Annotated in this window: 22 protein-coding genes and 1 pseudogene; 14 read left to right on the top strand and 9 right to left on the bottom strand. The window is 54.4% G+C overall.

Annotation, left to right across the window (positions count from 1 at the left end; translation table 11 throughout):
* Window positions 1-12 precede the first annotated feature (12 nt).
* Window positions 13-1,419, bottom strand: a complete 1,407-nt coding sequence (gene uxaC / locus M1D91_RS19730; RefSeq protein WP_437432439.1) for a glucuronate isomerase — start codon at window positions 1,417-1,419, stop codon at window positions 13-15.
* A 327-nt stretch (window positions 1,420-1,746) separates the two neighbouring features.
* Here uxaC and uxuA point away from each other — a divergent pair, with 327 nt between their 5' ends.
* The 3 genes from uxuA to M1D91_RS19715 all read left to right on the top strand — a co-directional run bounded on the left by uxuA (window position 1,747) and on the right by M1D91_RS19715 (window position 3,680).
* Window positions 1,747-2,811, top strand: coding sequence for a mannonate dehydratase (gene uxuA, locus M1D91_RS19725; RefSeq protein ID WP_437432440.1), 1,065 nt, complete (start codon window positions 1,747-1,749; stop codon window positions 2,809-2,811).
* A 186-nt stretch (window positions 2,812-2,997) separates the two neighbouring features.
* The gene (locus tag M1D91_RS19720; RefSeq protein ID WP_437432441.1) at window positions 2,998-3,330 is read left to right on the top strand and encodes a DUF1971 domain-containing protein; all 333 of its coding nucleotides are present in this window, start codon (window positions 2,998-3,000) and stop codon (window positions 3,328-3,330) included.
* Between the two features lie 11 nt (window positions 3,331-3,341).
* Window positions 3,342-3,680: a DUF1869 domain-containing protein gene (locus M1D91_RS19715; protein WP_437432442.1), complete on the top strand. Its 339-nt coding sequence runs from the start codon at window positions 3,342-3,344 to the stop codon at window positions 3,678-3,680.
* Between the two features lie 54 nt (window positions 3,681-3,734).
* Here M1D91_RS19715 and M1D91_RS19710 read toward each other — a convergent pair whose 3' ends face one another.
* On the bottom strand, window positions 3,735-4,592 hold the full coding sequence (locus tag M1D91_RS19710; protein WP_437432443.1) for a helix-turn-helix transcriptional regulator: 858 nt from the start codon (window positions 4,590-4,592) through the stop codon (window positions 3,735-3,737).
* A 164-nt stretch (window positions 4,593-4,756) separates the two neighbouring features.
* Between M1D91_RS19710 and M1D91_RS19705 the strand changes: the two genes are divergently transcribed.
* The 3 genes from M1D91_RS19705 to M1D91_RS19695 all read left to right on the top strand — a co-directional run bounded on the left by M1D91_RS19705 (window position 4,757) and on the right by M1D91_RS19695 (window position 9,167).
* The gene (locus M1D91_RS19705) at window positions 4,757-6,595 is read left to right on the top strand and encodes a DUF2264 domain-containing protein (protein ID WP_437432444.1); all 1,839 of its coding nucleotides are present in this window, start codon (window positions 4,757-4,759) and stop codon (window positions 6,593-6,595) included.
* A gap of 78 nt (window positions 6,596-6,673) precedes the next feature.
* Window positions 6,674-7,942, top strand: a complete 1,269-nt coding sequence (locus tag M1D91_RS19700) for an oligosaccharide MFS transporter (protein WP_437432445.1) — start codon at window positions 6,674-6,676, stop codon at window positions 7,940-7,942.
* Between the two features lie 34 nt (window positions 7,943-7,976).
* Entirely contained in the window at window positions 7,977-9,167 is a 1,191-nt protein-coding gene (locus tag M1D91_RS19695; protein ID WP_437432446.1) for a glycoside hydrolase family 88 protein, read from the top strand.
* A gap of 471 nt (window positions 9,168-9,638) precedes the next feature.
* On the opposite strand, the gene M1D91_RS19690 is transcribed toward M1D91_RS19695, so the two are convergent.
* The 4 genes from M1D91_RS19690 to qseB form a co-directional block, all read right to left on the bottom strand.
* Complete coding sequence (locus M1D91_RS19690) at window positions 9,639-9,953, bottom strand: putative quinol monooxygenase (RefSeq protein ID WP_437432447.1); 315 nt, start codon at window positions 9,951-9,953, stop codon at window positions 9,639-9,641.
* 30 nt (window positions 9,954-9,983) lie between these two features.
* Complete coding sequence (locus tag M1D91_RS19685; RefSeq protein WP_437432448.1) at window positions 9,984-10,565, bottom strand: NAD(P)H-dependent oxidoreductase; 582 nt, start codon at window positions 10,563-10,565, stop codon at window positions 9,984-9,986.
* Between the two features lie 102 nt (window positions 10,566-10,667).
* A complete protein-coding gene (gene qseC / locus M1D91_RS19680) occupies window positions 10,668-12,020 on the bottom strand; it encodes a quorum sensing histidine kinase QseC (protein ID WP_437432449.1) in 1,353 nt (450 codons plus the stop codon).
* Window positions 12,017-12,676 (bottom strand): quorum sensing response regulator transcription factor QseB, encoded by a 660-nt coding sequence (qseB, locus tag M1D91_RS19675; RefSeq protein ID WP_437432450.1) that lies wholly within the window; start codon window positions 12,674-12,676, stop codon window positions 12,017-12,019. Before qseB ends, qseC begins: the two co-directional genes overlap by 4 nt.
* A 148-nt stretch (window positions 12,677-12,824) precedes the next feature.
* Here qseB and M1D91_RS19670 point away from each other — a divergent pair, with 148 nt between their 5' ends.
* The 6 genes and pseudogenes from M1D91_RS19670 (at window position 12,825) to M1D91_RS19645 (ending at window position 22,223) form a co-directional block, all read left to right on the top strand.
* Window positions 12,825-13,238, top strand: a complete 414-nt coding sequence (locus M1D91_RS19670) for a YgiW/YdeI family stress tolerance OB fold protein (protein WP_437432451.1) — start codon at window positions 12,825-12,827, stop codon at window positions 13,236-13,238.
* 119 nt (window positions 13,239-13,357) lie between these two features.
* Window positions 13,358-15,616 (top strand): DNA topoisomerase IV subunit A, encoded by a 2,259-nt coding sequence (gene parC / locus M1D91_RS19665; RefSeq protein WP_437432452.1) that lies wholly within the window; start codon window positions 13,358-13,360, stop codon window positions 15,614-15,616.
* A gap of 178 nt (window positions 15,617-15,794) precedes the next feature.
* Window positions 15,795-16,532 (top strand): 1-acylglycerol-3-phosphate O-acyltransferase, encoded by a 738-nt coding sequence (locus tag M1D91_RS19660; protein WP_437432453.1) that lies wholly within the window; start codon window positions 15,795-15,797, stop codon window positions 16,530-16,532.
* Window positions 16,533-16,599: 67 nt separating this feature from the next.
* Complete coding sequence (ftsP, locus tag M1D91_RS19655; RefSeq protein WP_437432454.1) at window positions 16,600-18,012, top strand: cell division protein FtsP; 1,413 nt, start codon at window positions 16,600-16,602, stop codon at window positions 18,010-18,012.
* Window positions 18,013-18,239: 227 nt separating this feature from the next.
* Window positions 18,240-20,475 (top strand): annotated as a pseudogene (locus tag M1D91_RS19650) (YgiQ family radical SAM protein); the annotation flags it as partial.
* Between the two features lie 788 nt (window positions 20,476-21,263).
* On the top strand, window positions 21,264-22,223 hold the full coding sequence (locus tag M1D91_RS19645) for an IS110 family RNA-guided transposase (protein WP_457975816.1): 960 nt from the start codon (window positions 21,264-21,266) through the stop codon (window positions 22,221-22,223).
* A gap of 116 nt (window positions 22,224-22,339) precedes the next feature.
* Here M1D91_RS19645 and M1D91_RS19640 read toward each other — a convergent pair whose 3' ends face one another.
* Window positions 22,340-22,873, bottom strand: a complete 534-nt coding sequence (locus M1D91_RS19640) for a DUF3828 domain-containing protein (protein ID WP_437434488.1) — start codon at window positions 22,871-22,873, stop codon at window positions 22,340-22,342.
* Between the two features lie 105 nt (window positions 22,874-22,978).
* Between M1D91_RS19640 and M1D91_RS19635 the strand changes: the two genes are divergently transcribed.
* Window positions 22,979-23,440: a carboxypeptidase-like regulatory domain-containing protein gene (locus tag M1D91_RS19635; protein ID WP_437434489.1), complete on the top strand. Its 462-nt coding sequence runs from the start codon at window positions 22,979-22,981 to the stop codon at window positions 23,438-23,440.
* Window positions 23,441-23,474: 34 nt separating this feature from the next.
* On the opposite strand, the gene dkgA is transcribed toward M1D91_RS19635, so the two are convergent.
* Both dkgA and yqhD read right to left on the bottom strand, forming a co-directional pair.
* Window positions 23,475-24,302, bottom strand: coding sequence for a 2,5-didehydrogluconate reductase DkgA (gene dkgA, locus M1D91_RS19630; RefSeq protein WP_437434490.1), 828 nt, complete (start codon window positions 24,300-24,302; stop codon window positions 23,475-23,477).
* 101 nt (window positions 24,303-24,403) lie between these two features.
* Window positions 24,404-25,567 (bottom strand): alcohol dehydrogenase, encoded by a 1,164-nt coding sequence (gene yqhD / locus M1D91_RS19625; protein WP_437434491.1) that lies wholly within the window; start codon window positions 25,565-25,567, stop codon window positions 24,404-24,406.
* A 191-nt stretch (window positions 25,568-25,758) separates the two neighbouring features.
* On the opposite strand from yqhD, the gene M1D91_RS19620 reads away from it, so the two are divergent.
* Window positions 25,759-26,658: an AraC family transcriptional regulator gene (locus M1D91_RS19620; RefSeq protein WP_437434492.1), complete on the top strand. Its 900-nt coding sequence runs from the start codon at window positions 25,759-25,761 to the stop codon at window positions 26,656-26,658.
* The last annotated feature ends 30 nt before the right edge of the window (window positions 26,659-26,688 follow it).

The following is a 26,688-nucleotide window of genomic DNA, read 5'->3' as shown; positions in this document are numbered from 1 at the left end:
TGAATGGATAAATTAAAAATTGAAATAAGCGCGGGCGTTATCACAACAAATCCCTTTTACCATCCTTGATAAAATATCCATGTCTTCCGGGACTTCCCCGCGATCTACCCAGCCACCAATAAGGTTGCAAAGTATGCGTCGAAAATAATCGTGGCGGGGATAAGAGACGAAACTACGTGAGTCGGTCAGCATGCCAATGAAATTAGCCAACAAACCTTGATCGGCAAGGGTAGTGAGTTGATTTACCATGCCGCGATGCGTGTCGTTAAACCACCAGCCGGAGCCAAATTGCATAGGGGATTTAATACCCTCCTCTCCACTCTGGAAATTCGCCAGGGTGGACGCCACGATGTCGTTATAACCTGCGTTAAGGTTGTAAATAATGGTTTTTGGCAGCCCGTTATTTTCTGCCATCGCATTAAGCAGCCCATTAAGATGGGCCGCCAGATTTACCTGGTCGGCAACAGAATCGAAACCACTGTTTATTCCAATCTCCCGATACTGGCGGGAATTATTATTACGGATGGCGCCAAAATGTATTTGCATCGCCCAGGCTTTCTGCTGATAGAGCGCGGCGAGTTCGACAAAGATCATGCTGTTCCACGCCTGCATCTCATCAGGTGTGAGTTCACGCTCCGCCATTCGGGACTGGAAAAGGGCTTCTGCCTGCGCGGGCGTTACCGGGCAGTAAGTCATCTCCAGCGGGCCGTGATCGGAGATCCGACAGCCGACCTGATGGAAATAGTCAATCCTCGCGGCGATCGCGGCGACGAACGAGGCCAGGTTACGGATGGTTGTCCCTGTCGCACTCCCTAACTGAAAGAGGAAGTGAGCAAAGCGTGTCGGATCGGCATCAAACAGTTCATCCGGGCGAAACGTCGGCAGGACGCGGGTATTAAATCCCTCTTCCTGTTGTAATAGCTTGTGATATTTCAAATCATCCAGGGGTTTATCGGTAGTGCAAATCACCGCCACGTTTGAGCGCGTTATTAATGCTCTGGGTAAAAAATCGCGTCCGGCGATCTGTTCATTACACGCCGTCATCACGTCCCGCCAGTTTTTATGACTCAGCGGCTGATGGAGAGAGAAATAGCTGGCAAGTTCAAGGTGAGTCCAGTGATACAGCGGATTACCAAAACTTGATTCTACGGTTTTTGCCCAGGCTTCAAATTTTTCTTCTGAGGAAGCGTCACCAGTAATATATTTCTCATGAATACCATTTGCCCGCATGGCACGCCATTTATAGTGATCGCCTTCAAGCCAAAGCTGGGTAATATCGCGAAAAGGTTTATTCTCAAAAATGTCTCTGGCTTCCAGATGACAATGATAATCAATAATAGGTTGATGCTTTGCGTAGCGCTTGTAGAGTGTCTGACCAGCCTTGCTGGTAAGCATAAAGTCCTCATTAATCAGTGACATTTTCTACCTGCTCCTGAATTTTCCGTGTGCGGTTTTTTAATGAACCAATTACCTTCAATCTTTTTTACGGTATACCGATAAAAATGATAGTCTACTACCATACAAGATTGATTTTTAATAATGTGAACCACGTCAAGATTTAATATCCTGGTTTTGTCTCAAGTTTCTTTTGTTTATTAACTGAAAATTAATATCAATCTCATTTTATTCACCGATTATTATTTGTTTGAGGAATATATTGATTAATGGCGCGCAGGGGATTACTGTAGCAGTCAGTAGCTACTAGTATGGTAGTGGATGTTAACAAATTCGAATCGAGGTTGTTGTATGCGGATGACAATGCGGTGGTTTGGGCCAAAAGAAGACAAAGTGTCCCTTGAGTACATCCGGCAGGTGCCGGGTGTGGAAGGGGTTGTCGGTGCGCTTTACGATGTACCGCCAGGTGAGTTGTGGCCCGTTGATAAAATTGAAGCACTGGTGAATCAGGCGCATGCAGCCGGGCTGAAAATGGAAGTCATTGAAAGCGTGAATATCCACGATGACATCAAAATTGGCCTGCCCAGCCGCGACCGCTACATCGAAAACTACAAGCAAACCATCCGTAACCTGGCGCAGTATGGCGTAAAAGTCATTTGCTACAACTTCATGCCGGTCTTCGACTGGATGAAAACCGACATGAACTATGTTCTGCCGGATGGTTCAGTGACGATGGCTTTTGAAAAGAAAGATATCGACAAGAGCCTGGAAGAGGTGGTCAGTGAAGTGCTGAGCAACGCCAACGGATTTGCGCTGCCAGGATGGGAGCCTGAACGACTGGCTCAGGTGCAGGAGTTATTCGCCAGCTATAAGGCGGTGGATGATGCGAAGCTGCGTGAAAACCTGGTCTACTTCCTGAAAGCGGTTATTCCAGTCTGTGAAGAGGTCGGAGTCAAAATGGCAATCCACCCGGACGATCCGCCGTACTCCATCTTCGGCCTGCCGCGGGTAGTGAAAAATCGTCAGGATCTGGACTGGCTGTGCAATGCCGTGGATTCACCCGCCAATGGGATCACCCTTTGTACCGGCTCCATCGCCGAGGATCCTGACAACAACGTCTATGAAATCCTCGCGGAGTTTAGCCGTCGTAAGCGCATCCATTTTGCCCATGTACGCAATATTAAGCTCATCAAAGATAAAGATTTTTATGAGTGCGCTCACCCATCACAATACGGTTCGTTAGACATGTACAAAGTAATGCAGTCGCTGCATGACAATGGTTTTGATGGTTATATCCGCCCCGATCACGGGCGTTTTATCTGGGGAGAAACTGGCCGTCCGGGCTATGGCTTATACGATCGGGCACTGGGCGTGACCTATCTGCTTGGCCTGTGGGAAGCCCTGCAAAAACGGTAACAGACGTTGAATGCTGGCGATACATTTTCGCCAGCATTATCGCCTGACTAATGACTTATTCCGTTCTACCTCCTCTCTACCCCTCTTGTTGTACTAAGCCTTTTGTCGTTCCCATTATCTGCTTAAAGTAGTATTTTGTTTGCAACATAACGTTTCTCCCGACACACATTCCTACGAGGATGAAACATGCAACGCATTGTTATACCTACGAATTATGTACACGTCCGCACCACACCCTTATGGACAAACGAAACAGCTCCGGCCTCCATCTGGCAACGTCATCTTGATGCAGGCACCCGTCAGGGCGTTTTTCCGCGCCTGAGCGTGATGCAGGGCACGATTCGGTACTACGGTTATGCCGATGAGACCAGCCCGGAGCCTGTTGAAACATTAACAATCGAAGCCGGGCAGTTCGGTGTTTTCCCGGCAGAAGTCTGGCATCGCATCGAAGCCCTGACGGACGATACGGTGTTTAACGTCGATTTTTGGGTTGATCCCAAAATTTTGATTGAAGGATGAGGGAGAAAAAAATGACCACTGAAAATCTGGGCTATGCCTTAGCCGTAACCAACCGCAGTAATGGCGAAACCCATGAAAAAATCTGGTTGAAGCCGATGGCGCTGTATGTGCCCGATGTTGCCGTCGGGGCGGTCAACGCGCTCCTGGAACAGCTGACAGATAAAAGCGAAAGTGAAAAAGGTTTTGTGCTGACCGTGACAAACAAAAACAACGGCGTTTCTGTTGATAAAGACCAGCTCAGCCTGGCAAAGCTGAACGATCCAACCTTTGCTGCTGATGCCGTGAAGGACTTGATCAACATCGTGCGTGGCTATGAGTCCGACGAAGAGACCAACGTCTGCGGCTGGTAAGTCACGGCGGAACGTGACAAGCCTGGCCACCCCACAGGGCTGACCGGGCGTATGTTAGCTGGCCGGGGTGTGATTCTTGCGATAGCGCAACGGCGTCTCGCCAATCCCCTTTTTAAAGGCGCTGATAAAGTAGGTCACATCGGAAAAGCCGCTTTCGCTGGCAATGTCGCGAATGCTGCGGGTGCTGTGTAACAGCAGTTCGCAGGCTTTTCGTAAGCGCAACGTGTTTAAGTACTGGTGGACAGGCTCGCCGGTTTCGAAATGGAAACGACGGGAAACATAACTGCGTGACTTTCCAAGGTCGGCAGCCAGCTGATTCAGACTAAACTTGCGCTGATAATTCTCCTCCAGCCAGAACATCACCGGTGTGGCGATGCCGGTCTGCGTTTCCGGCATCGTTTCCTGCTCTTCAGGTAGCATATTGAGCAAAGTGAGCAGCAGGCAGGCGACCTGCTCAGCGGTCAGCCGTGCCAGCGTCGCCATCCGGGCGTAGTCGCTGAACAGATGGTCGATGTGCGCATGAATGGCCGCAGCATCCATCACCACGGCTGCGCCACCGCGCGCGGAAAGACGCTGTAATCGCCGCTGATTATGCGGAAAATCACGAAACAGCTTCAGTACCGCATGCTGGTCGACATGAATGATGGTTCGCCGGTAGCTGTTCTGCGCCTGTTCATCAACCATCACTTTATGCAGCGTAAACGGCGGGAAAAAAAAGAGCCTGCCGGGGCGCATGGTGTACTGGCGATTATCCACAATCACCACGCCAAACCCTTCCTCGACATACAACACTTCTAAACACTGATGCCAGTGATGGTAGCGCACCGTATTGGCAAAAAGACGGCTGAACGACACTACCGTATCGTTGAGGGTGATGAGCTCCAGACGTTCTGCATGCCAGCGGTCACTCATGGTGCAACAGATCTCAATTTTTATCGCAATAGCGAACGTTATAAACCACCATTTTAAATTTTCTCAACACGGGGTTTAAACAAAGCTCATCAGTGTGACCGGGGTAACATTTCTACACAGTGTCGGTTCACTATTCTTTAGCCACTTATCAGGGGAGTGAACCGATGCCGATGCCCGACGAAAAAAAATCAATTTCATTGTCTTCCCGGCAGGATGTCGTGGCGGAACTGACGACAATGTTAAACGCGCTGGATATCGCGTTTCCTGCGGGCCGTTCAGGATTCTCGCTCGGTGAAACCCAGGCGCATTACGGGGCAAAAATTGCAGAGATGGAAGGGTTGTCGCGGGCAATGTGGGGGCTGTTCCCGCTGCTGGCCGGTGGGGATGCAACGCCGCTTGCCGACAAATACTTCGCCGCGCTGAAGCAGGGAACCGATCCTGAAAGTCGCGAATACTGGGGCGAGACTGGCCCCTACGACCAGCGGCTGGTGGAGATGGCAGCCTGGGGACTGGGGCTGGCGCTGCTCCAGGGAGAGTGTCTGGCCGGTTTCAGCCCGCGTGAGCGCGACAACCTGCACCGCTGGCTGAATCAAATCACCGATGCACAGATGCCCGACAGTAACTGGAATTATTTCGCGATTCTGGTGCAGCTGGGCTTTAAGCGTGCGGGGCTACCCTGGGATAAGCAGGCTATCGATCGCCGCTTTACGCTGATGGAAGCCTACTATCTGGGAGACGGCTGGTATTCCGACGGTCCTGGTCGTCCAAAAGACTATTACATCTCGATGGCCTTTCATTTTTATGGCCTGATTTATGCCACCCTCAACGGGGAAGATGACCCGGAGCGCGCCGCGGTGCTGCGCGAACGTGCGGTGCAGTTCGCCGATGATTTTATCTATATGTCTGCCGCCGACGGCGAATCCATCCCCTTTGGTCGCAGTCTGACTTACCGGTTTGCAATGGTGGCGTTCTGGAGCTCGGTGGCCTGGTCTGCACTACCGGTGCTCACGCCTGGTATCGTGAAAGGCATTATTCTGCGCCATCTTCGCTGGTGGCTGTCACAACCCATTTTTGACCGTGACGGCGTGCTGACGCTTGGGTTTGCATACCCCAACCTGGCGATGTGTGAGGACTACAACTCGCCCGGTTCGCCTTACTGGGCGTTGAAGGTATTTTTAATTCTGGCGTTGCCAGCGCATCACGCTTTCTGGCAGGCCGAAGAGGCGCCGCTGCCGACGCTGGCTTCGCACCGTGCTATTGCTCATGCGCAGCAGATTCTGGTGCATTCCGCCGGGTCCCGCCATGTCTACATGCTGACTTCCGGTCAGCTTGAGCTGAATAACTACGTCAATACCGAGGCAAAATACACCAAATTTGCCTACTCCAGCCGCTTTGGTTTCACCATTGAGCGCGGGCGCTACGGTATTAAGCACGCGGCATGTGACTCTATGTTGCTGCTGAGCGAGGGTGACAACTATTTTCGTGGGCGTCGGGCCTGTGACGAGGTGGTGGTGCAGGATAACCACATCTTCTCTCGCTGGTCGCCGTGGCGTGATGTACAGATCGCGACCTGGCTTATCCCCTGTGGGGAGTGGCATCTGCGGGTACACCGCATCCGCACGGCGCGTGAACTGCACAGCGTGGAGGGCGGTTTTGCCGTGATGAAGGCCCCTCTGCGGCCGCTTGCGCAGGGGACGCAGAGGGGCGGGCTTGTGCAGGCTGCCAATGGGGTGAGTGCGATTGTCGATCTCTCACCGCTGCGTGTGCGCGAAGCCGATTGTGTGGTAACCCCACCTAATAGCAGCGTCATGTTTGCTGAGTGTGCGACCATCCCCATGCTACATAACATCCTGCCAGTCGGGGAACACTGGCTGGCCTGCGCAGTGCAGGCCAGTTTAAGCTCACATGATTTTTATTCTGTTGTACCGGAATTAACCATTGAGCCCGAAGGGATTCGGGTGAAGAGTAAAGAGCACAATACAATAATAACCTTTGCGCATTAATCCGCGCGGCCAGAACAATAACAGAAATATTTTCGTCATTCGCAATCTCTGAACGCTACACGATTTGTCGAGGATAGTATGGAAAAATCAGCCATCAACACCCGGACTGAATATTACAAAATCAGTTCATTTATCTTTCTCTATTTTTTTACCTGGTCAGCAAGTATCGGTTTGTTAGCCATCTGGCTTGGACAAAAAGCCAATCTGAGTGGCACGGTTATCGGTACGGTATTTGCTGTTAATGGTATTTTCTCAGTAATTCTGAAACCGATTTACGGTTATATTCTTGATAAAATCGGAATGAGTAAATACCTGCTCTATTTTGTCGTGTTAATGTCGGCCTTAATGGCACCGTTCTTTATTTATGTGTATCAGCCGTTATTGCTGACGAATACCATGATGGGAATTATTGTCGGGGCCATTTATTTAAGCTTTGCCTGGTATGCCGGGGTGGCGGCCTGCGAATCTTACAGTGACCGCTATAGCCGTTTAAACAGCATGGAGTTTGGGCAGATCCGCATGTGGGGATCGCTGGGCTGGGCCGTGGCGTCCTCTTTCTCCGGCCTGCTGTTTAACATTTCACCGGCGTGGAACTTCATCATGGGTAGCGTGGCATCGGTGGTGATGTTTATTGTGCTGCTGAGCCTGAAGGTGAACGTCAATGCGGCTAACGCCAGCGAGGTGTTGACCAAAGAGAAGATTGTGCCTGCGGACGTTTACGCGCTGTTGCGTAACCGCAAATTCTGGGCATTCTGCCTCTATGTTGCTGGCGTGGCATGGATGATGTTTATCGCCGAGCAGCAGTTCTCGCGCTATTTCGTCACCTTCTTTGACGATGTGCATCAGGGGAATGCGGTATTTGGCTACCTGGGCACCGTGCAGTCCGGGATGGAATTTATCATGTATATGGTAATTCCACTGGTGGTGAATTATATCGGCGCTAAACGTGGTCTGTTAATTGTGGGGATGGTAGTCGGAGCGCGGCTGATTATATCCGGCCTCTGTGATTCTCATTTATTAATTTCCGTGCTGAAGCCGCTGTACGGTCTGGAAATCTGTCTGCTGCTGGTCTCGGTATTTAAATACATTGCAGAGCATTTTGATAAGCGTGTTAATGCAACCATGTATTTATTGGGTTATCAGGCGATGTTGTATGTAGGTAATGTGGTGGTCTCTTCTCCCGCCGGCTTACTCTATGACCGCATCGGTTTTGAAAATACCTACATTATTATGGGCGCGACGGCACTGACCTTTACCTTGATATCCGCATGGACCCTCTCGGCCTGCCAGAGCAAATGGCGTCAGCGTGCACCGCTGGATATAGCAGGCAATCATCTTTCGCGTTAATACCGGGTATTTTTTTAAAAGAAGGAACCGAACTATGTTAAGTAAAATCGTTGAGGAACCGTTACGGGAGTGTCCAGGTGCGCCGGTTGACCGGCAGCGATTTGCAGATGAACTGGACAGCGCACGGCAGCATACCCTCGAACTGATTCGTCGTCATTTAACGCAGTTCGGTGAGAAGTTTCCCGCTGAAACCTGTGTAAACGGCTACTACCCGCTCACCGAAAATGTGGAGTGGACGACCAGTTTCTGGACCGGGCAGTTATGGCTTGCCTGGGAGATGACCGGGGATGAGGTTTTTCGCGAGCTGGCGGAAAAAAATGTGCGCTCATTTGGCCTGCGCATTGCGGGACGTCTTGACACAAACACTCATGATTTGGGGTTCCTGTACACCCTCTCGTGCGTGTCGGCCTGGCGACTGACCGGTCATCGCGAGGCACGCGGCTTTGCCCTGCAGGCGGCAGAAGCGCTGCTCGAACGCTTTCACCAGAAGGCGCAGATCATTCAGGCATGGGGGGATCTTCGCGACCCGGAGCAGGCCGGGCGTATGATCATTGACTGTAATATGAACCTGCCGCTGCTCTACTGGGCAAGTGAGCAGACCGGCGATCCGCGTTTTGCTAAAGCGGCGCAGGCGCATGTGAATCAGGCGGCGACCTATTTAATACGCGAGGATGCTTCCACTTTTCACACCTACTATATGGATGTGAAAACAGGCGCGCCGCGTTATGGCAACACCCAGCAGGGCTATGCGGATGACTCCTGCTGGTCGCGCGGCCAGGCGTGGGGGATTTACGGCTTCCTTCTGAGTTTCATCTACACCGGCGACAACGAGATGGTCGCGCTTTCGAAAAGGCTGGCTAATTACTTCCTGAACCGCCTGCCGGAAGATGCTGTCTGTCACTGGGATCTGGCGCTGGTGGAGACCGACGCGCTGCGGGACTCCTCGTCGGCGGCGATTGCTGTCTGCGGGCTGCTTGAGCTTATCAAGCATCTGCCGGTCACCGATCCGGATCGTGAGCGCTATCAGCACTGGGCGATGCGCATTATGTCGTCGCTGGGTAAGCACTATCTGGCGGGTAAAAATGAGCCTACCAACGGGCTACTCAAGCACTCGGTCTACCATCTTGCGAGCGACAAAGGCGTGGATGAATGCTGCAGCTGGGGAGATTATTTTTACGTCGAGGCGCTGATGCGGTTTAGCCAGAGCTGGAAGCTGTACTGGTAGCGTGCTGTCGCCCTACGGACTTAAAAATCGCCACAAAAAAATGCGAGCACGTCAGGTTCCCTCTCCCCTTTGGGGAGAGGGTCAGGGTGAGGGGAACATGCGGCTCTGAGGGCATTCCGTTCACCTTATGTTTCTTGCTTCTCTGTCACGCCAGAACCCGTGAACGTGCCAGGGTGGTTCACCGCCACCACCCTGGCGACCCGGGCTCCCGGCAAGGAAAATCGCCGCTTCGCGGTCCACGACGCTTAATCCTTCAGGCTTATCGGGGACGGGCGAAGGTAACATCCCTGTAAAGTCGCCCTCGCCGCGCATCCCTGCGCGGCGCCCCGGCCTTGCGGATACGCGTCGTCGATTTTCAGCCGGACCCTGTCATCGCGGTGACTGTTCTATTCTCATGGCGCAATGTTGTCGCTGCAAAAACATATTACTGGGGATCCCGCAGCCCAGTGGGAGAGCGTTGAACGCAGAGGATTAAACCCCTTGCTCCAGAATGCGAATATGGGTTTCCAGCACGTCGCCTTTCACCGCTTCGCTCCAGGCTTTCATGTGCGCAGTGGCAAGGTGCGCTTCCAGATGGGCGACCGTTTCCCACTGCTCAACCATCACAATGGAATCAGGTGCGGCGGTCTGGAAACTGACGCCAGCGGCGTGGTCAACCCAGGGGGCATAACCGTGGCAACCCTCTTCCTGCAGTACGGTGGGGATAATTTCGGCAAATCTTTCAAGTACGGCCTGGCGATGGTGCAGCCCCGGACGGGTGCGAATTTCAGCAATCACTGTCAACATGGTTAACTCCTTCTAAGTCCAGTCTCTCAGTTAACCAAAAATTTGCCCAAGATGCTTGCGATATTCCTCAATGTAGCGCGGCACGTCTGGCATTTTAATGACGTCGTTAACGATAAAGGTTGGCAGTGGTTCCATGCCCAGAAACTGGTTGGCTTTGTGGAAAGGCAGGTAAACGCCATCCACGCCCACGCCGTGGAAGAACTGCTCTTCATCGTTAAAGGCCTCCAGCGGTGCGTTCCAGGTCAGAGAGAGCATATATTTTTTGCCCTGAATCAGGCCGCCGGAACCGTATTTTTTAGCGGCATCAGAACGGCTGCGGCCATCGCTGGCGTACAGTGCGCCGTGGCCTTCCGTAAAGATATCATCCATATATTTCTTCACGGTCCACGGCGCGCCCATCCACCAGCCTGGCATCTGCCAGATAACCACGTCAGCCCAAAGAAAGTTCTGCACTTGCGCTTGAATGTCGTAGTCGCCGTCGGTACGCACGGTTTTTACCTGGTGCCCGGTATCGCGCAGTACGCTTTCAGCAACGGAGGTCAGCGTGTCATTGAGTTGACCATTAGAGTGGGCGAATTTCTTTGCGCCGTTGATAATCAGGATATTGCTCATCAGGTTTGTCCTTAGGGAACGTCAATGACGGCAATTCTATCCCGATAAGACCTTTGACGAACCAGGCAAAGCGTGCAAAGACTTTTGCGCTAGCAGCAATAATTATGGCAGTGCGATCGCGGCGATGAATCCTCCGGTGGGGGCGTTCTGAAAGGTCACTGTCATGCGATGCATATGAGCGATGCGCCTGACAATGGAGAGACCCAGCCCACTGCCCGTGGCGTGCTGGCCCGCGGGACGATAAAAACGCTCACCAATGCGGGCCAGCGCCTCGGCGCTGATACCAGGGCCGTTATCGCTGACGCTAAAACCCCGGGCCTCCAGCGTCACCCGTACCACACTGCCGGCGGGACTGTAGCGCACGGCATTATCCAGTAAATTGCGCACCAGCAGGCTGAGCAGCAGAGGTTGCCCGATGCGGGTGACCTGCGGCGCAATGATGTTCAGGCGCACATCCACCCCGGCCTGTCTGGCAGTGTGGTAAATGTCCATCACTGCTGACTCAAGCAAAGGCGCTAATGCCACAGGCTCCACATCTTCCAGGTTTTCCAGAGAGTCAAGGCGGGAGAGGGTGAGCAACTGATCGACCAGGCGCGAGGCGCGCTCAATGCCTGCATGTAACTGATTCAGGGCCTTATCGCGCGCGCACGGATCGTCCTGCGACAGCTGCGCCACGTCGGCCTGAACTTTCAGGGCGGTTAAGGGGCTACGAAGCTCATGCGCGGCGTCGGAGGTGAAACGGCGTTCACGCTGCATCATGTTTTGCGTGCGGGCAAACAGCTGGTTGAGGGCATCCAGCAGCGGGCGAACTTCATTGGGTACGCCGGTGTGGGGGAGCGGGGTGGCGCTGTCTGGCTCGCGTGTCCGCAGCGACTGCGCAAGCCGTCTGAGCGGGGTCAGCTCCCGGCTCAGTAGCAGGATAAGCACGATAAGCATCAGCGGAAGCGCCACCAGCCAGGGGGTGAGCTGCGAGCGAATGATCTCTACCGCCATCTCTTTGCGGTAGTCCCACTCCTGCCCAACAGCAATACGGTACTGCCCGTCAGCCGAGGTTAACCACAGGAACCGCCAGTCATCGTCGTCATCTTTCAGATGACCATTTTCAAATCCGTCACGATGATAATTCCACGGGATCTGCTTACCGTTTTCCCCATCGTGCAGTACAGGTTTACCGTCCAGCGAAAAAATGGCGAAGGCCAGGGCGTCGTCGTCCAGATGCCCCCGCTTCACTTTTTTGTCAGGTGGCGCGGTAGAGCGAAGATGACCGGCCTCATCGCTGCTCATGGTGCTCAGTCGTTTGGCAAACAGCATCTGCTGGGTATCAAAGAGCTCGTCCAGCTTTTCGCGGGTCTGCTGCCAGGCCACCACGCTGGCGCAAAGCCAGGCGACCGTCGCCAGCAGCAAAAACAGCAGCGTCAGGCGCAGGCGCAGGCTTGCGATAACAGGCCATCTCATGCGTCACCCAGGGTATAGCCGATGCCGTGAACGGTGCGGATAACGTCGCTGCCAAGCTTTCGGCGTAAATGGTGAACATGCACCTCGACGGCGTTACTCGTCACCTCGTCATCCCAGCTGTAGATTTTTTCTTCAATCAGCGCGCGTGGCAGCACGCGACCAACATTCCGTAGCAGCAACTCCAGTAGCGCGAACTCTTTTGGCTTAAGGGACAGGGGCTCGTCTGCCAGGGTGGCGACAAGGCTTACGGGATCAAGCGTTATCTTTCCGTGGCGCAGTTCGCTGCGAGTCTGACCGTGGCTACGGCGAACCAGCGCCTCAAGCCGGGCGGCCACCTCTATCAGCGCAAAGGGCTTACACAGATAGTCATCTGCGCCGAGGCGTAACCCTTCCACGCGCTGATCGAGCGCATCGCGGGCGGTGAGGATGAGCACTGGCTCGCTGTGGCCTTTGTCGCGCCATTCACGAAGGATCTCAAGGCCGTCCAGACCGGGCAGGGTCAGATCCAGCACGACGGCATCATAAGGCGCGCTGTAGAGCGCCTGCTTGCCAAGCAGCCCATCCGTGAACCAGTCAGGGCTAAAGCCAAGTTTGCTTAACCCCGCTTTGATTCCGTCGCCAATGAGTTTGTCGTCTTCAATCAGTAACACGCGCATGTGACATCCCTTTTTTCTCGCCTGTCAGCAAGTAAACATGCAGTTTCAGTGGGCTGTACAGAAAAAAGATTTCTTTTTTTGCCTTAAGAAGTTGTTAAGAACTGGCGGGTTTAATAGGGGTGAATCGACTGACAAAGGAAGAGAAAAGATGAAAAAGATTGCTGCGATGACCGCGATTGTCATGATCTGTTCTGCCCCCGTGTTTGCGGCGAATACAAATCAAACTGCCGCCCAGGGCGGCGGGTTTAACGGGCCTGGCGCAACCAGCGCACAAGGCGGTGGATTCACCGGACCTGCCGGCGGTACGGCAACGGTAGAGCGTGCTAAGTCCATGCGTGACGATGCCTGGGTGACGCTGCGGGGCAATATCGTTGAGCGCCTGTCCGATGATGTATATACCTTCAAGGATACGACCGGCACCATCAACGTGGATATTGACCATAAACGCTGGAACGGCGTGAGCGTAGGGCCGCAGGATGTGGTGGAAATTCAGGGGGAAGTGGACAAAGACTGGAACTCGGTTGAGATCGACGTTAAGCAAGTTAATAAGGTCACTCAGTAGCGGCTTTACCCGGTTTCAAAAAATCGCGCATAGTTATGACTCCTCGCCGCAGATAGGTTAGTATCTGCGGCAATATTGCCGCCGAAAAGGCGGGCGCACACGTTGAGGAATCACGATTAATGAGCGATATGGCAGAGCGCCTTGCGCTGCATGAATTCACGGAAAACGCCTATCTGAACTACTCCATGTACGTCATCATGGACAGGGCGTTGCCGTTCATCGGTGATGGCCTGAAACCTGTTCAGCGTCGCATCGTGTACGCGATGTCTGAGCTGGGGCTGAGTGCCAGCGCCAAATTCAAAAAATCCGCCCGTACCGTGGGCGATGTGCTGGGTAAATATCATCCGCACGGTGACAGTGCCTGTTACGAAGCTATGGTCTTGATGGCGCAGCCGTTCTCGTACCGCTACCCGCTGGTGGACGGTCAGGGGAACTGGGGTGCACCGGACGATCCTAAATCCTTCGCCGCGATGCGTTATACCGAATCCCGTCTGTCCCGCTACGCCGACGTCCTGCTGGGCGAACTCGGTCAGGGAACCGTGGAGTGGGTGCCGAACTTTGATGGCACTCTGCAGGAGCCGAAAATGCTGCCTGCGCGTCTGCCTAACATTCTGCTCAACGGGACTACCGGCATCGCCGTGGGCATGGCTACGGATATCCCACCGCATAACCTGCGTGAAGTGGCCAACGCTGCGATTACGCTGATTGAGCAGCCCAAAACCACCCTCGACCAGTTACTGGATATTGTCCAGGGGCCGGATTATCCGACCGAAGCGGAGATCATTACCTCCCGTGCGGAGATTCGTAAAATCTACGAAAACGGTCGTGGCTCAGTGCGCATGCGCGCTGTGTGGAAAAAAGAGGACGGTGCGGTGGTGATTACCGCACTGCCGCATCAGGTGTCCGGCGCGCGCGTGCTGGAGCAGATTGCGGCACAGATGCGCAATAAAAAGTTGCCGATGGTTGACGATCTTCGCGACGAATCCGATCATGAAAACCCAACCCGTCTGGTGATTGTGCCGCGATCCAATCGTGTGGATATGGAGCAGGTGATGAATCACCTCTTCGCCACTACCGATCTTGAGAAGAGCTACCGCATCAATCTCAACATGATTGGTCTTGATGGACGCCCGGCGGTGAAGAACCTGCTGGAAATCCTCAATGAGTGGCTGGTGTTCCGTCGCGACACCGTGCGCCGCCGTCTGAACTATCGTCTGGAGAAAGTGCTTAAGCGCCTGCATATCCTGGAAGGTTTGCTGGTGGCGTTTCTCAATATCGACGACGTCATTCACATTATTCGTACCGAAGATGAGCCGAAGCCGGTTCTGATGTCGCGTTTTGGCATCAGCGAAACCCAGGCGGAAGCCATTCTTGAGCTGAAATTACGCCATCTTGCCAAACTCGAAGAGATGAAAATTCGTGGCGAGCAGGACGATCTGGCAAAAGAGCGCGATCAGTTGCAAGGCATTCTGGCGTCTGAACGCAAGATGAATACGCTGCTCAAGAAAGAGCTCCAGGCGGATGCGGATGCCTTCGGCGACGATCGTCGCTCTCCGCTGCATGAGCGCGAAGAAGCGAAGGCGATGAACGAGCACGATATGCTGCCGTCCGAGCCTGTCACCATTGTGTTGTCACAGATGGGCTGGGTGCGTAGCGCCAAAGGCCATGATATCGATGCGCAAGGGCTGAGCTTTAAGTCCGGCGATAGCTGGAAAGCCTCTGCCAAAGGGAAGAGTAACCAGCCGGTTGTCTTCATCGACTCTACTGGCCGCAGCTATGCCATTGACCCCATTACGCTACCCTCTGCCCGTGGGCAGGGCGAGCCGCTGACCGGTAAACTGACGCTGCCGCCAGGGGCAACCGTCGAGCATATGGTAATGACCAGTGAGGATCAGAAATTACTGATGGCAAGCGACGCCGGTTATGGCTTCGTCTGCACCTTTAACGATCTGGTGGCGCGCAATCGCGCCGGTAAGACCTTAATCAGCCTGCCGGATAGCGCGCGCGTCATGCCGCCGCTGGAAATTGAAAACGACGCTGATATGCTGCTGGCCATTACCCAGGCAGGACGGATGCTAATGTTCCCGGTCAGCGATCTGCCGCAGCTTTCTAAAGGTAAAGGAAACAAAATCATTGGCATCCCTGCTGCGGAGGCGGCGAAAGGTGAAGATGGGCTGGCGCATCTTTATCTGTTACCTCCGCAGAGCACGCTGACCATTCACGTCGGAAAACGCAAGATCAAACTGCGCCCTGAAGAGCTGCAAAAAGTACAGGGTGAGCGTGGGCGTCGGGGCACGTTGATGCGGGGATTACAACGCATTGATCGCGTTGAAATTGACGCGCCAGCACGCGCCAGCGCTGGCAACAGCGAAGAGTAATTCGTGCATTTCTTGCCCCCTTCGTTCTGAGGGGGGCAGTGGTAAATTTTCCCGTAAAAGCGTTGTTTATTCGAGAATTGCGATTAACAATATGACTTTTACGGACCCGCATCTGACCTGGCCCTGTGTGTTGATGGCTAACGTTTCATGCTCATAAGGATGGGTTTTCGAGGTAGCTATGCTTTTTATTATTCGCGTCATCATCGTTGTCATTTATTCTATTTTGGTTTGTGTATTTGGCTGCCTGTACTGCTTGTTGAGCCCCCGTAATCCAAAGCATGTCGCTACGTTCGGGCATATGTTTGGTCGTCTTGCTCCCGTCTTTGGTCTGAAGGTTGAACAACGCCTGCCGCAGGATTATGCGAACTTCGGCAAGGCGATTTATATCGCTAATCATCAGAACAACTACGATATGGTCACGGCGTCTAATATCGTGCAGCCGCCGACGGTGACGGTGGGGAAAAAGAGCCTGCTTTGGGTACCCTTTTTTGGTCTTCTCTACTGGCTGACGGGCAACCTGCTGATTGACCGCAATAACCGGGCAAAAGCACACGGCACCATTGCGCAGGTGGTTAAGCACATTCAGAAACGCAATATCTCCGTCTGGATGTTTCCGGAAGGCACCCGTAGCCGTGGCCGTGGCTTACTGCCGTTTAAGACCGGGGCATTCCACGCCGCCATTGCTGCCGGCGTTCCTGTCATTCCCGTGTGTGTCTCTACCACCTCGAATAAAATCAATCTCAACCGCATCAAAAATGGGCTGGTGATTGTGGAAATGCTGCCACCTGTCGACACCAGCGGCTATGGTAAAGATCAGATTCGTGAGCTGGCAGCGCATTGCCATGAGCTGATGGCGAAGAAGATTGGCGAATTAGATAAAGAAGTGGCGGAACGCGAAGCCACGGGTCGGGTGTAAGTCCCCGCTGTTAATGTCCCGGGAAATGACTTCCCGTACGGTTTATTCAGTATTACACGGAGCATCTATGTCACTCAGTCGGCGTCAATTTATCCAGGCATCTGGCGCAGCGCTTTGCGCCAGCGCGATGCCGCTGAGGGCGAACGCCGCCGGGCAGCAACCCCCGCTGCCCATTCCTCCTCTGCTGGAGTCCCGCCGTGGCCAGCCGCTGTTTCTTACCCTGCAACGTGCCCACTGGTCTTTTGCGACCGGGACGCGGGCGCAGGTATGGGGAATTAACGGTCGCTATCTTGGGCCGACGATCCGCGTGTGGAACGGCGATGATGTCAAACTGATTTACAGTAACCGCCTGGCCGATAATGTCGCCATGACCGTGAGTGGGCTACAGGTTCCCGGCCCGCTGATGGGGGGAGCGGCCAGGATGATGACCACCAATAATGACTGGGCGCCTGTCCTGCCTGTCCGCCAGAGTGCCGCCACCCTGTGGTATCACGCTAACACACCGAATCGCACTGCTCAGCAGGTCTACAACGGGCTGGCAGGAATGTGGCTGGTGGAAGATGAGATCAGTAAATCACTGCCTATTCCTAACCACTATGGCGTGGATGATTTTCCGGTCATTATTCAGGATAAACGTCTGGATAACTTCGGCACCCCGGAATACAGCGAGCCGGGCAGCGGTGGGTTTGTGGGTGATACCCTGATGGTCAACGGTGCGCAAAGCCCGTTTGTTGAAGTCTCCCGCGGCTGGGTGCGCCTGCGTCTGCTGAACGCATCCAACTCCCGACGCTATCAATTGCAGATGAGCGATGGACGTGCGCTGCATGTCATTTCCGGGGACCAGGGTTTTCTCACCGCGCCGGTATCGATTAAACAGCTGGCGCTGGCACCGGGCGAGCGCCGCGAAATTCTCGTCGATATGACCAATGGCGATGAAGTATCGCTCACCTGTGGTGAAGCTGCAGGCATTGTGGATCGTCTGCGCGGCTTCTTTGAACCCTCAAGCATTCTTATCTCTACGCTGGTACTGACGCTGCGACCTACCGGGCTTCTGCCGCTGGTGACTGATACGCTACCGATGCGCCTGCTGCCTGCGGACATCATGACCGGCACGCCGACGCGCAGCCGCGATATTACGCTTGGCAGCGATCCGGGCATTAATGGTCAGCTCTGGGATCCACAGCGTCTTGATATTACCGCGCAACAGGGAACGTGGGAGCGCTGGACGGTGCGTGCGGATATGCCGCAGTCTTTCCATATGGAAGGGGTCATGTTCCAGGTACGCAACGTCAATGGCGCCATGCCGTTCCCGGAAGATCGTGGCTGGAAAGACACCATCTGGGTGGACGGGCAGGTTGAGCTACTGGTCTATTACGGCCAGCCTTCATGGCCTCACTTCCCGTTCCAGTACGGTAGCCAGACGCTTGAAATGGCTGACAGAGGGTCTATAGGCCAGCTGCTGGTGAACCCGGCACCCTAATATCCCTCACCCCGGCCCTCTCCCAAAGGGAGAGGGAGAAAGCCTCCCGCCAGCCCGCTCGATAGATTGAGTGAGAAAACCGACTCCCGGCCCGCTCGATAGATTCCCTCTCCCTCTGGGCTGAAGAATCCCCAGAAAAAAATGCGAGCACAATCGGTCCCCTCGCCCCTTTGGGGAGAGGGTTAGGGTGAGGGGAAAAACCCCACAGTTAATCCTTCAATTCATCTATTGATCCGGCGTATAATCCCCGCCCTTTGATTATTTTTTTGCCACTTTTTTGGAAGCAAGATGAGCGCAATATCCCTGATCCAGCCGGATCGAGACCTCTTTTCCTGGCCCCAGTACTGGGCGGCCTGTTTTGGTCCGGCCCCATTTTTACCCATGTCCCGTAGTGAAATGGACCAACTTGGCTGGGATAGCTGCGACATCATTCTGGTTACCGGTGACGCCTATGTCGATCATCCGAGTTTCGGGATGGCAATTTGCGGTCGTATGCTGGAAGCGCAGGGCTTTCGCGTAGGCATCATTGCGCAGCCGGACTGGAACAGCAAAGATGACTTCATGCGCCTTGGGAAACCGAACCTCTTTTTTGGCGTGACCGCCGGCAATATGGACTCAATGATTAACCGCTACACGGCAGATCGTAAACTCCGCCATGATGACGCCTATACCCCGGATAACGTGGCGGGCAAACGTCCGGATCGCGCTACGCTTGCCTATACCCAGCGCTGCAAGGAAGCCTGGAAAGAGGTGCCGGTGATTCTCGGTGGCATCGAAGCGAGCCTGCGCCGCACGGCGCATTACGATTACTGGTCAGACACCGTGCGCCGCTCGGTGCTGGTGGATTCCAAAGCCGACATGCTGATCTTCGGTAACGGTGAACGTCCGCTGGTGGAGGTGGCCCACCGTTTGTCTCAGGGGGAAGCCATCGCGCAGATCCGTGATGTGCGCAACACCGCCATTATGGTTAAAGAAGCGCTGCCGGGCTGGAGCGGTGTCGACTCCCGCATTATTGATATGCCGGGAAAAATCGACCCCATTCCCCATCCTTACGGTGAGGATTTACCCTGCGCCGACAACAAGCCGGTCGAACCCAGCCAAACGGAAGCCAAAGCCGTTGTGGTGCAGCCGCCGCGCCCTAAACCCTGGGAAAAAACCTACGTGCTGCTGCCCTCTTTCGAGAAGGTCAAAGCCGACAAGGTTCTGTACGCCCATGCATCGCGCATTCTCCACCATGAAACTAACCCCGGTTGTGCGCGGGCTCTGATGCAGAAACATGGCGATCGCTATATCTGGGTTAACCCACCGGCTATCCCGCTCTCGACTGAAGAGATGGACAGTGTCTTCGCCTTGCCGTACAAACGCGTACCGCACCCGGCTTACGGCAACAGCCGTATTCCTGCGTATGATATGATCCGCTTCTCAATTAACATCATGCGTGGCTGCTTCGGCGGCTGTTCCTTCTGCTCCATAACCGAACACGAAGGACGCATCATCCAGAGCCGCTCCGAAGATTCGATCATTAACGAGATCGAAGCCATTCGCGACACAGTGCCAGGTTTTACCGGGGTTATCTCCGATTTAGGCGGCCCCACGGCCAACATGTATATGTTGCGTTGCAAGTCCCCGCGCGCGGAGCAGACCTGCCGCCGCCTGTCGTGCGTATACCCCGACATTTGCCAGCACATGGATACTAACCATGAGCCGACGATCAATCTCTATCGTCGCGCCCGCGACCTGAAAGGGATCAAAAAGATCCTGATCGCCTCCGGGGTCCGTTACGACATCGCCGTGGAAGATCCTCGTTACATCAAAGAGCTGGCCTCCCATCACGTGGGTGGATACCTGAAGATCGCGCCGGAGCACACGGAAGAAGGGCCACTGTCGAAGATGATGAAGCCGGGCATGGGGAGCTATGACCGCTTTAAACAACTGTTCGACACTTACTCTAAGCAGGCAGGTAAAGAGCAGTATTTGATTCCCTATTTCATCTCCGCGCATCCAGGCACGCGTGATGAAGATATGGTTAACCTGGCGCTGTGGCTGAAGAAACACCGCTTCCGTCTGGACCAGGTGCAGAACTTCTACCCGTCGCCGCTGGCCAACTCAACGACCATGTATTACACCGGGAAAAATCCGCTCAGTAAAATTGGTTACAAGAGTGAAGAGGTGGTGGTGCCAAAAGGGGACAAGCAGCGTCGTCTGCATAAAGCGCTGCTGCGCTACCATGATCCGGCGAACTGGGCGCTTATCCGTCAGGCACTGGAAGAGATGGGTAAAAAGCATCTGATTGGTTCACGCCGCGACTGTCTGGTGCCAGCGCCGACCCTGGATGAGATGCGCGAAGCGCGCCGACAGAACCGCAATACCCGCCCTGCGCTGACCAAGCATACGCCGATTGTGCACCAACGTCAGAATGGCTCAGCGAAGCCTGCGACGGCAGGTCAGGGCACGGCGAAAAGCGGCGTCGCCAGAGGCGGTGTTGCAAAGAGCGGCACGGTGAAAAGCGGCGCTGTCAGAAGTGAGAGTGCCAGGAAAGTGGTCAAACGTAACGCTGGCTGACGGCAGTCTGATGTCCTCATCCATCGGGTTGAGGAATCCTCAGTAATATTACGTTTTACAGCGATATCACGGTGTAATGAGAATAAGACAATCACCGCGATAACGGGGGCCGGCTGAAAATCGACGACGCGTATCCGCAAGGCCGGGGCGATGTGCAGATGCGCGGCGAGGGCGAACTTACAGGGACGTTACCTTCGCCCATCCCCGATAAGCCTGAAGGAGGAACTGACAACATTGCCGGGAGCAATTTTGAATAGTGCCTGCGCTAGCCCTGAAGGGGTAAGCTCCTGGGATGGGGCGAATAATGGACTGCGCCAGCGGCGATTTTCGTGGCCGGGAGCCCGGGTGGTGGCGGTGGCGGTGAACGGCTATGGCACGTTCACGGGTTCTGTCGCTACTGAAAAGCAGGGAACATAAGGTGAACGGAATAGCCCTCAGCGCCGCCTTTTCCCCCTTACCCTGACCCTTATGTCTTGATCTTCTCCGCTCAGCCGGAGAAGATCCCCGACTGATCATCGGGAGGTGACCGGTGAGCATCCCCTGGCCCTGGTGCCTCTGAGCCCGTGGGAGAGATTATGCCCCGGTCACCTGTTTCCCTGTCGCCTCAAGACCGAACGGTATCCTGTGCCCTGAGCACCCACATATAAGGATGGTCCGGCGATATTGTCATAAGGTTACGGAGTGCCATCATGAATCTTGTTCCTGTCGGCGTGGATATCGCCAAACTCAAATTTGATGTTGCCGTTCTGCTTCCTAATCAGAAATACAAAACTAAAAAATTCGCGAATACCTCTTCCGGGGCGCGCGAGTTCCTGGCCTGGCTGAAGCGCTTTGGCGACTGCCATGTCTGCATGGAAGCCACCGGTTGCTACAGCACTGAACTTGCCACTCTGCTGGCTGATAACGGTTGCAGGGTAAGCCTCGAAAATCCGGCGCGCATCAGCGCTTTTGGCAAGGCTGAACTGACCCGCAATAAGACGGATAAAGGTGATGCTGCGCTGATAGCGCGTTACTGCGCCCTGCATAAGCCATCGGCCTGGTTCCCGGCGCCGTTGTACGAGCGGCAACTGACTGCGCTGGTCCGCCATCTGAAAAATCTGGAAGAGATGCGCCAGATGGAGGAAAACCGGCTGGAAGGGGCTGAAGAGGTCATCCTTGCGTCCCTGACTGAACATATCGCCCAGTTGGATGCGCTGATAGAAGAGACGAAGAAGAAAATCAATCAGCACATCGACGACAACCCGGATCTGAAGCGTGATAAAGCCCTGCTGAAGAGCATTCCGGGCGTGGGAGATATGCTGAGTGCCAGCCTGCTGGCATATGCGGGAAACCTGCGCCGGTTCAGTAGCAGCAAGGCGCTGGTGGCGTATGCAGGACTGAATCCACGGCGCTGTGAATCGGGGTTGTGGAAAGGGAAAAGCCGGATATCGAAGGTGGGGCAGGGAGAGTTACGTAGCGCGTTGTACATGCCTGCCATCGTCGCGGGCAGATATAACGAAGTGGTGAAGAGCCTGATGGGGCGGCTGGCTGAACGAGGAAAATCAGGGAAAGAGCAGGTCTGCGCGGGAATGAGAAAGCTGTTGCAACTGGCTTATGGCGTAGTGAAATCGGGTCGCATATTCGACGCTGAGATACCGCTTGCGGCCTGAACCGCAAGACGGTATCTCTCCCCAAAGAGGAGAGGGAACCGGATGGGATTGCATTTTTTTGTGACGATCCCTCGGCTCACCGGGAGAGGGAACTGCCCGGCGCCGCCATTTCGCTCTCAGGGAGAGGGCTGGGGTGAGGGTGAACTGACGGTACCTTTCTCCGATGCTTTATCACTTTGCGCTTCTTCAATTCGCTCGCGGTTATACGCTTTCATCCCTTCATACAGGCTGCTCGTTTCATTGACGATATCATCAATCAGCCAGCGACCGTTTTCATCCACCAGCACCAGCGTTTGCGTCACGGTTTCTGGCCCGTCGCTGAACGGGCGAAAACGTACCACTGCATCCACATGCTGCGGATCGTGTGTCACGATATCAACCTGCTCCAGTACCAGGTTGTCATAATCCTGGCAGCTGCACACCGGGTCGTAATTCAGATAGCCCACATCGCCTTGCGCTGTCAGTTTCTGATCTTCCGCGACCACTTTCATAAGGCGGCCTGAGATGATCTGCTCCTGGCCGGATGCATCAAAAACCACACCCGGTGCGTTATTCGCATAGTGCTGATAAAGCAGTTCCACGCTACGCTGTGGAGACTGCCCAAAGACTGAAAAACTGCACACAATAAGCAGGGCTAAACATTTTTGCATAGCGGCATCTTTTTTTGGGGGTACGGTACTCAGAGTAGCACTGCCTTCGGCGGTGTGTAAGTCTCTGCAGTGAAGAGAGGTTAACCTGTATTCAGGGAGTGAACGATGGCAAAACGGTTCTGGCCGGGCCTGGTATTGCTGGCACTACTGCAAAGCGGATGCGTTGCGTATACCCGGTCGCAACCGGTGGTGGAAGGGCGTCTGCTGGACAGCGATGGCAACGCGATTTCGGCGGCGGAGATCACGCTGAAAAGCAATGGCTCTGACGCCAGCACGCTCACCGATAGCAAGGGGGCATTTTTCTTCAGGGGCGACCATGAATGGTCACTCTTTTTGCCCATCGGCCCTATTGATAAAATTAATATTTCCCGGTTACTTATTACAGCCAGGGGGCAACATTACGATGTATTGCTCTCTTATCGTCTGAGTGGCTCCTATGAGGGCGCGCCTGATGAGATGGGAGTTGTGTGCACCCTACCGCGAACGCAGCAATCGCCCGACACACAAACGGGTGAGCATGATATCTGCAGACCTGTACCGCTTAGTCGGGTCAACACCGCAGGATAGAATAAGCCCGGCCAGAGGGCCGGGCGCAGAGAGATTAGCCTCCGAACTCATCCGGGTCTGGCCCCAGGCGTTTGCCCTGATCCAGCTTCGCTATTTCGACCATCTCGTCTTTATCGAGGCGGAAGTCCCAGACGTCAAAGTTTTCGGCAATACGCGACGGGGTCACGGATTTCGGAATCACCACCAGGCCGCTGTCGAGGTGCCAGCGAATGACAATCTGTGCTGCCGTTTTGCCATACTTATCCGCAAGAGTACGAATAATTTTCTGATCGAATACCCCTTCGCCACCCTGTGCGAGCGGGCTCCAGGACTCGGTCTGAATTTTGTGCGTGGCATTCCAGGCGTGCAGCTGGCGCTGCTGGAGTAGCGGGTGCAGCTCTATCTGGTTGATCACGGGCGTCACGTTAGTTTCATCAATGATCTTTTGCAGATGATGGATCTGGAAGTTACAGACCCCAATACTCTTCACCAGCCCCTGCTGCTGTAGCTCGATCATCCCCTGCCAGGCGTCGACATAATGGTCGATAGCCGGAACCGGCCAGTGCATCAGATACAGATCCACATGATCCAGCTTCAGCTTTTCAAGGCTCTCCTGCAATGCTTCACGGGGACGTTTCTGATCGTCATTCCACAACTTTGTGGTGATGAACAGCTCGTCACGTGGGACGCCTGCGCTTCGCAGCGCATCGCCTACGCCGTCTTCATTTTTATACGCCGCTGCGGTATCAATAGACCGATAACCCACCTCCAGCGCTTTGTGAATGGCGGAAACCACTTCCTCATTACCCGCTTTCCACACGCCGAGACCGAGCTGCGGCATCAGATTGCCATCAGCAAGTTTAATCACGGTTGAATGTGTCATGCATGCCTCCTCTATGTACTTACCGGGACGGAGCCCGGTAAGGTTGTGTGCATTAAGTCTGGACGAAAAGCCCAAAAACGAAAGGCGAGGGCGTAAAAAGCTTAGCGTGCCGCTTCATAAATGCGACGGCTGACATCCAGGGTAATATCCTGATGTTCGCCGAGTTTTGTCATGCCATGCTCTTCCAGTTTTGCCAGCAGGGCCGGGACAGAACTGCCGTCCAGACCGTAACCGGACAGGCGGGTCGGTACGCCCATCTGCTCGAAGAACCCGCGTGTGGCTTCGATAGCTGCATCAATACGGGCATCGTCTGAGCCTTCGGTGATGTTCCAGACGCGTTCTGCGTACTGCAGCAGTTTGCCACGTTTGGTGTCGCGTTTTTCATTCCACAGTGCAGGCAGCACCACCGCCAGCGTCTGGGCATGATCCAGACCGTGCATCGCCGTCAGTTCGTGGCCCAGCATATGGGTTGCCCAGTCCTGTGGCACGCCTGCACCAATCAGACCATTAAGCGCCTGGGTTGCAGCCCACATGACGTTGGCACGCACGTCGTAATTTTCCGGCTCCTGCAGTGCTTTCGGACCCTCTTCGATAAGCGTCAGCAGAATGCCCTCGGCGAAACGGTCCTGAATTTTGGCATTCACAGGCCAGGTGACGTACTGTTCAACGGTATGCACAAAGGCATCGACCACGCCGTTCGCGACCTGGCGCGGCGGCAGGGTGTAGGTATACACCGGATCGAGTACGGCAAAGACCGGCTGCACATGCACAGAGTGGAAGGCTTGTTTATCGCCCGTGGTTTTACGGGAGATAACCGCACCTTTATTCGATTCAGAACCCGTTGCCGGCAGCGTTAACACGGAACCCATCGGGATTGCGCTGGTTATTTTACTGCCGGAGGTCTGCAGAATTTCCCAGGGGTCAACGCCGTCAGCGTAGTGGGCCGCGGCGGCGATGAATTTGGTGCCGTCGAGCACCGAACCGCCACCGACCGCCAGCAGGAAGGTAATGTTTTCTTCTTTAGCAATTTTTACCGCGTTCATCAGCGTTTCGTAAGAGGGGTTGGGCTCAATGCCGCTGAACTCACGCACGTCCAGCCCGTCCAGCGCGCGGTAAACCTGGTCCAGCACACCATTTTTCTTTACGCTGCCGCCGCCGTAAGTAATAAGCACGCGGGCATCAGCGGGAATCTGTTCACGCAAATCGGAGATGGCATCTTTGCCAAACAGAATGCGGGTGGGGGTATGAAGAGTAAAGTTGTTCATTGCTCGTTCCCTTATGTGGGTAGAAAGGTGGCGGCACAACGCGGCCTGATGCTGAACATTGTGGACAGCAAGGCGCATCCTCTCAATGCACATTCCTGCCGATGTCTTGCCCATTTCTACTCAGCGCTGGAGAAAGCGAAAAAAACTGCGCACACTGTCAGCGTCGGGAATTGCACCTGGAGTGAGAACAAATGAACCGTGAAGCTATCTGCCAGCAGTTAACTGAGCAAATTAAATGCCTTAAAAGTCATGAAAATAGATTAAGTGAGCTGCTGCCGGATGTCCGTCTGCTCTACGGGACTCAGCCTGGAACGCGCACCCCGGTGATGTATCAGCCTGGCATCGTTTTTCTCTTTTCCGGGCATAAAATTGGTTATATCAATGAGCGGGTATTCCGCTATGACACCAATGAATATCTGCTCCTGACCGTGCCTCTGCCCTTCGAGTGTGAAACCTTCGCGACGGAGGCGGTGCCGCTGGCAGGGATCCGCCTGAATGTTGATATTCTCCAGCTGCAAGAGCTGTTAATGGATATTGGCGAGGATGAGCTGTTTCGCCCGGCAATGGCATCGAGTGGGATTAATTCCGCTACGCTCTCGGACGAGATCCTTTGTGCCATTGAGCGTCTGCTGGACGTGATGGACAGGCCGCTGGACGCCCGTATTCTCGGCAAGCAGATTGTGCGTGAGATCCTCTACCATGTGCTGCTGGGGCCAGGAGGCGGTGCTCTGCTGGCGCTGGTCAGCCGTCAGACTCATTTCAGCCTGATAAGCCGCGTACTCAAGCGTATCGAAAGCCAGTACACAGAGAACCTGAGCGTGGATCAACTGGCATCAGAGGCGAACATGAGCGTCTCGGCGTTTCACCATAACTTCAAGTCGGTCACCAGTACCTCACCCTTGCAGTACCTGAAGTCATTCCGTCTGCACAAAGCACGCATGTTGATGATTCACGATGGTCTTAAGGCCAGTGCGGCCGCCATTCGTGTAGGGTACGAAAGCCCGTCTCAGTTTAGTCGTGAATTCAAGCGCTATTTCGGCGTGACGCCGGGAGAGGATGCCGCACGCATTCGCACGATGCAGGGGATATAAGGCGCAAAAAAGCCGGGTCAGCCTGTCGGT

This window comes from Enterobacter sp. SA197 (assembly GCF_054131575.1).
The sequence above is the reverse complement of the archived record's forward strand: the minus strand, read 5'-3'. Positions and strand labels throughout refer to the sequence as shown.

Coding starts and splice junctions, on each gene's coding strand:
- uxaC (WP_437432439.1), bottom strand. CDS start 1,419: ATGTCACTGATTAATGAGGACTTTATGCTTACCAGCAAGGCTGGTCAG.
- uxuA (WP_437432440.1), top strand. CDS start 1,747: ATGCGGATGACAATGCGGTGGTTTGGGCCAAAAGAAGACAAAGTGTCC.
- M1D91_RS19720 (WP_437432441.1), top strand. CDS start 2,998: ATGCAACGCATTGTTATACCTACGAATTATGTACACGTCCGCACCACA.
- M1D91_RS19715 (WP_437432442.1), top strand. CDS start 3,342: ATGACCACTGAAAATCTGGGCTATGCCTTAGCCGTAACCAACCGCAGT.
- M1D91_RS19710 (WP_437432443.1), bottom strand. CDS start 4,592: ATGAGTGACCGCTGGCATGCAGAACGTCTGGAGCTCATCACCCTCAAC.
- M1D91_RS19705 (WP_437432444.1), top strand. CDS start 4,757: ATGCCGATGCCCGACGAAAAAAAATCAATTTCATTGTCTTCCCGGCAG.
- M1D91_RS19700 (WP_437432445.1), top strand. CDS start 6,674: ATGGAAAAATCAGCCATCAACACCCGGACTGAATATTACAAAATCAGT.
- M1D91_RS19695 (WP_437432446.1), top strand. CDS start 7,977: ATGTTAAGTAAAATCGTTGAGGAACCGTTACGGGAGTGTCCAGGTGCG.
- M1D91_RS19690 (WP_437432447.1), bottom strand. CDS start 9,953: ATGTTGACAGTGATTGCTGAAATTCGCACCCGTCCGGGGCTGCACCAT.
- M1D91_RS19685 (WP_437432448.1), bottom strand. CDS start 10,565: ATGAGCAATATCCTGATTATCAACGGCGCAAAGAAATTCGCCCACTCT.
- qseC (WP_437432449.1), bottom strand. CDS start 12,020: ATGAGATGGCCTGTTATCGCAAGCCTGCGCCTGCGCCTGACGCTGCTG.
- qseB (WP_437432450.1), bottom strand. CDS start 12,676: ATGCGCGTGTTACTGATTGAAGACGACAAACTCATTGGCGACGGAATC.
- M1D91_RS19670 (WP_437432451.1), top strand. CDS start 12,825: ATGAAAAAGATTGCTGCGATGACCGCGATTGTCATGATCTGTTCTGCC.
- parC (WP_437432452.1), top strand. CDS start 13,358: ATGAGCGATATGGCAGAGCGCCTTGCGCTGCATGAATTCACGGAAAAC.
- M1D91_RS19660 (WP_437432453.1), top strand. CDS start 15,795: ATGCTTTTTATTATTCGCGTCATCATCGTTGTCATTTATTCTATTTTG.
- ftsP (WP_437432454.1), top strand. CDS start 16,600: ATGTCACTCAGTCGGCGTCAATTTATCCAGGCATCTGGCGCAGCGCTT.
- M1D91_RS19645 (WP_457975816.1), top strand. CDS start 21,264: ATGAATCTTGTTCCTGTCGGCGTGGATATCGCCAAACTCAAATTTGAT.
- M1D91_RS19640 (WP_437434488.1), bottom strand. CDS start 22,873: ATGCAAAAATGTTTAGCCCTGCTTATTGTGTGCAGTTTTTCAGTCTTT.
- M1D91_RS19635 (WP_437434489.1), top strand. CDS start 22,979: ATGGCAAAACGGTTCTGGCCGGGCCTGGTATTGCTGGCACTACTGCAA.
- dkgA (WP_437434490.1), bottom strand. CDS start 24,302: ATGACACATTCAACCGTGATTAAACTTGCTGATGGCAATCTGATGCCG.
- yqhD (WP_437434491.1), bottom strand. CDS start 25,567: ATGAACAACTTTACTCTTCATACCCCCACCCGCATTCTGTTTGGCAAA.
- M1D91_RS19620 (WP_437434492.1), top strand. CDS start 25,759: ATGAACCGTGAAGCTATCTGCCAGCAGTTAACTGAGCAAATTAAATGC.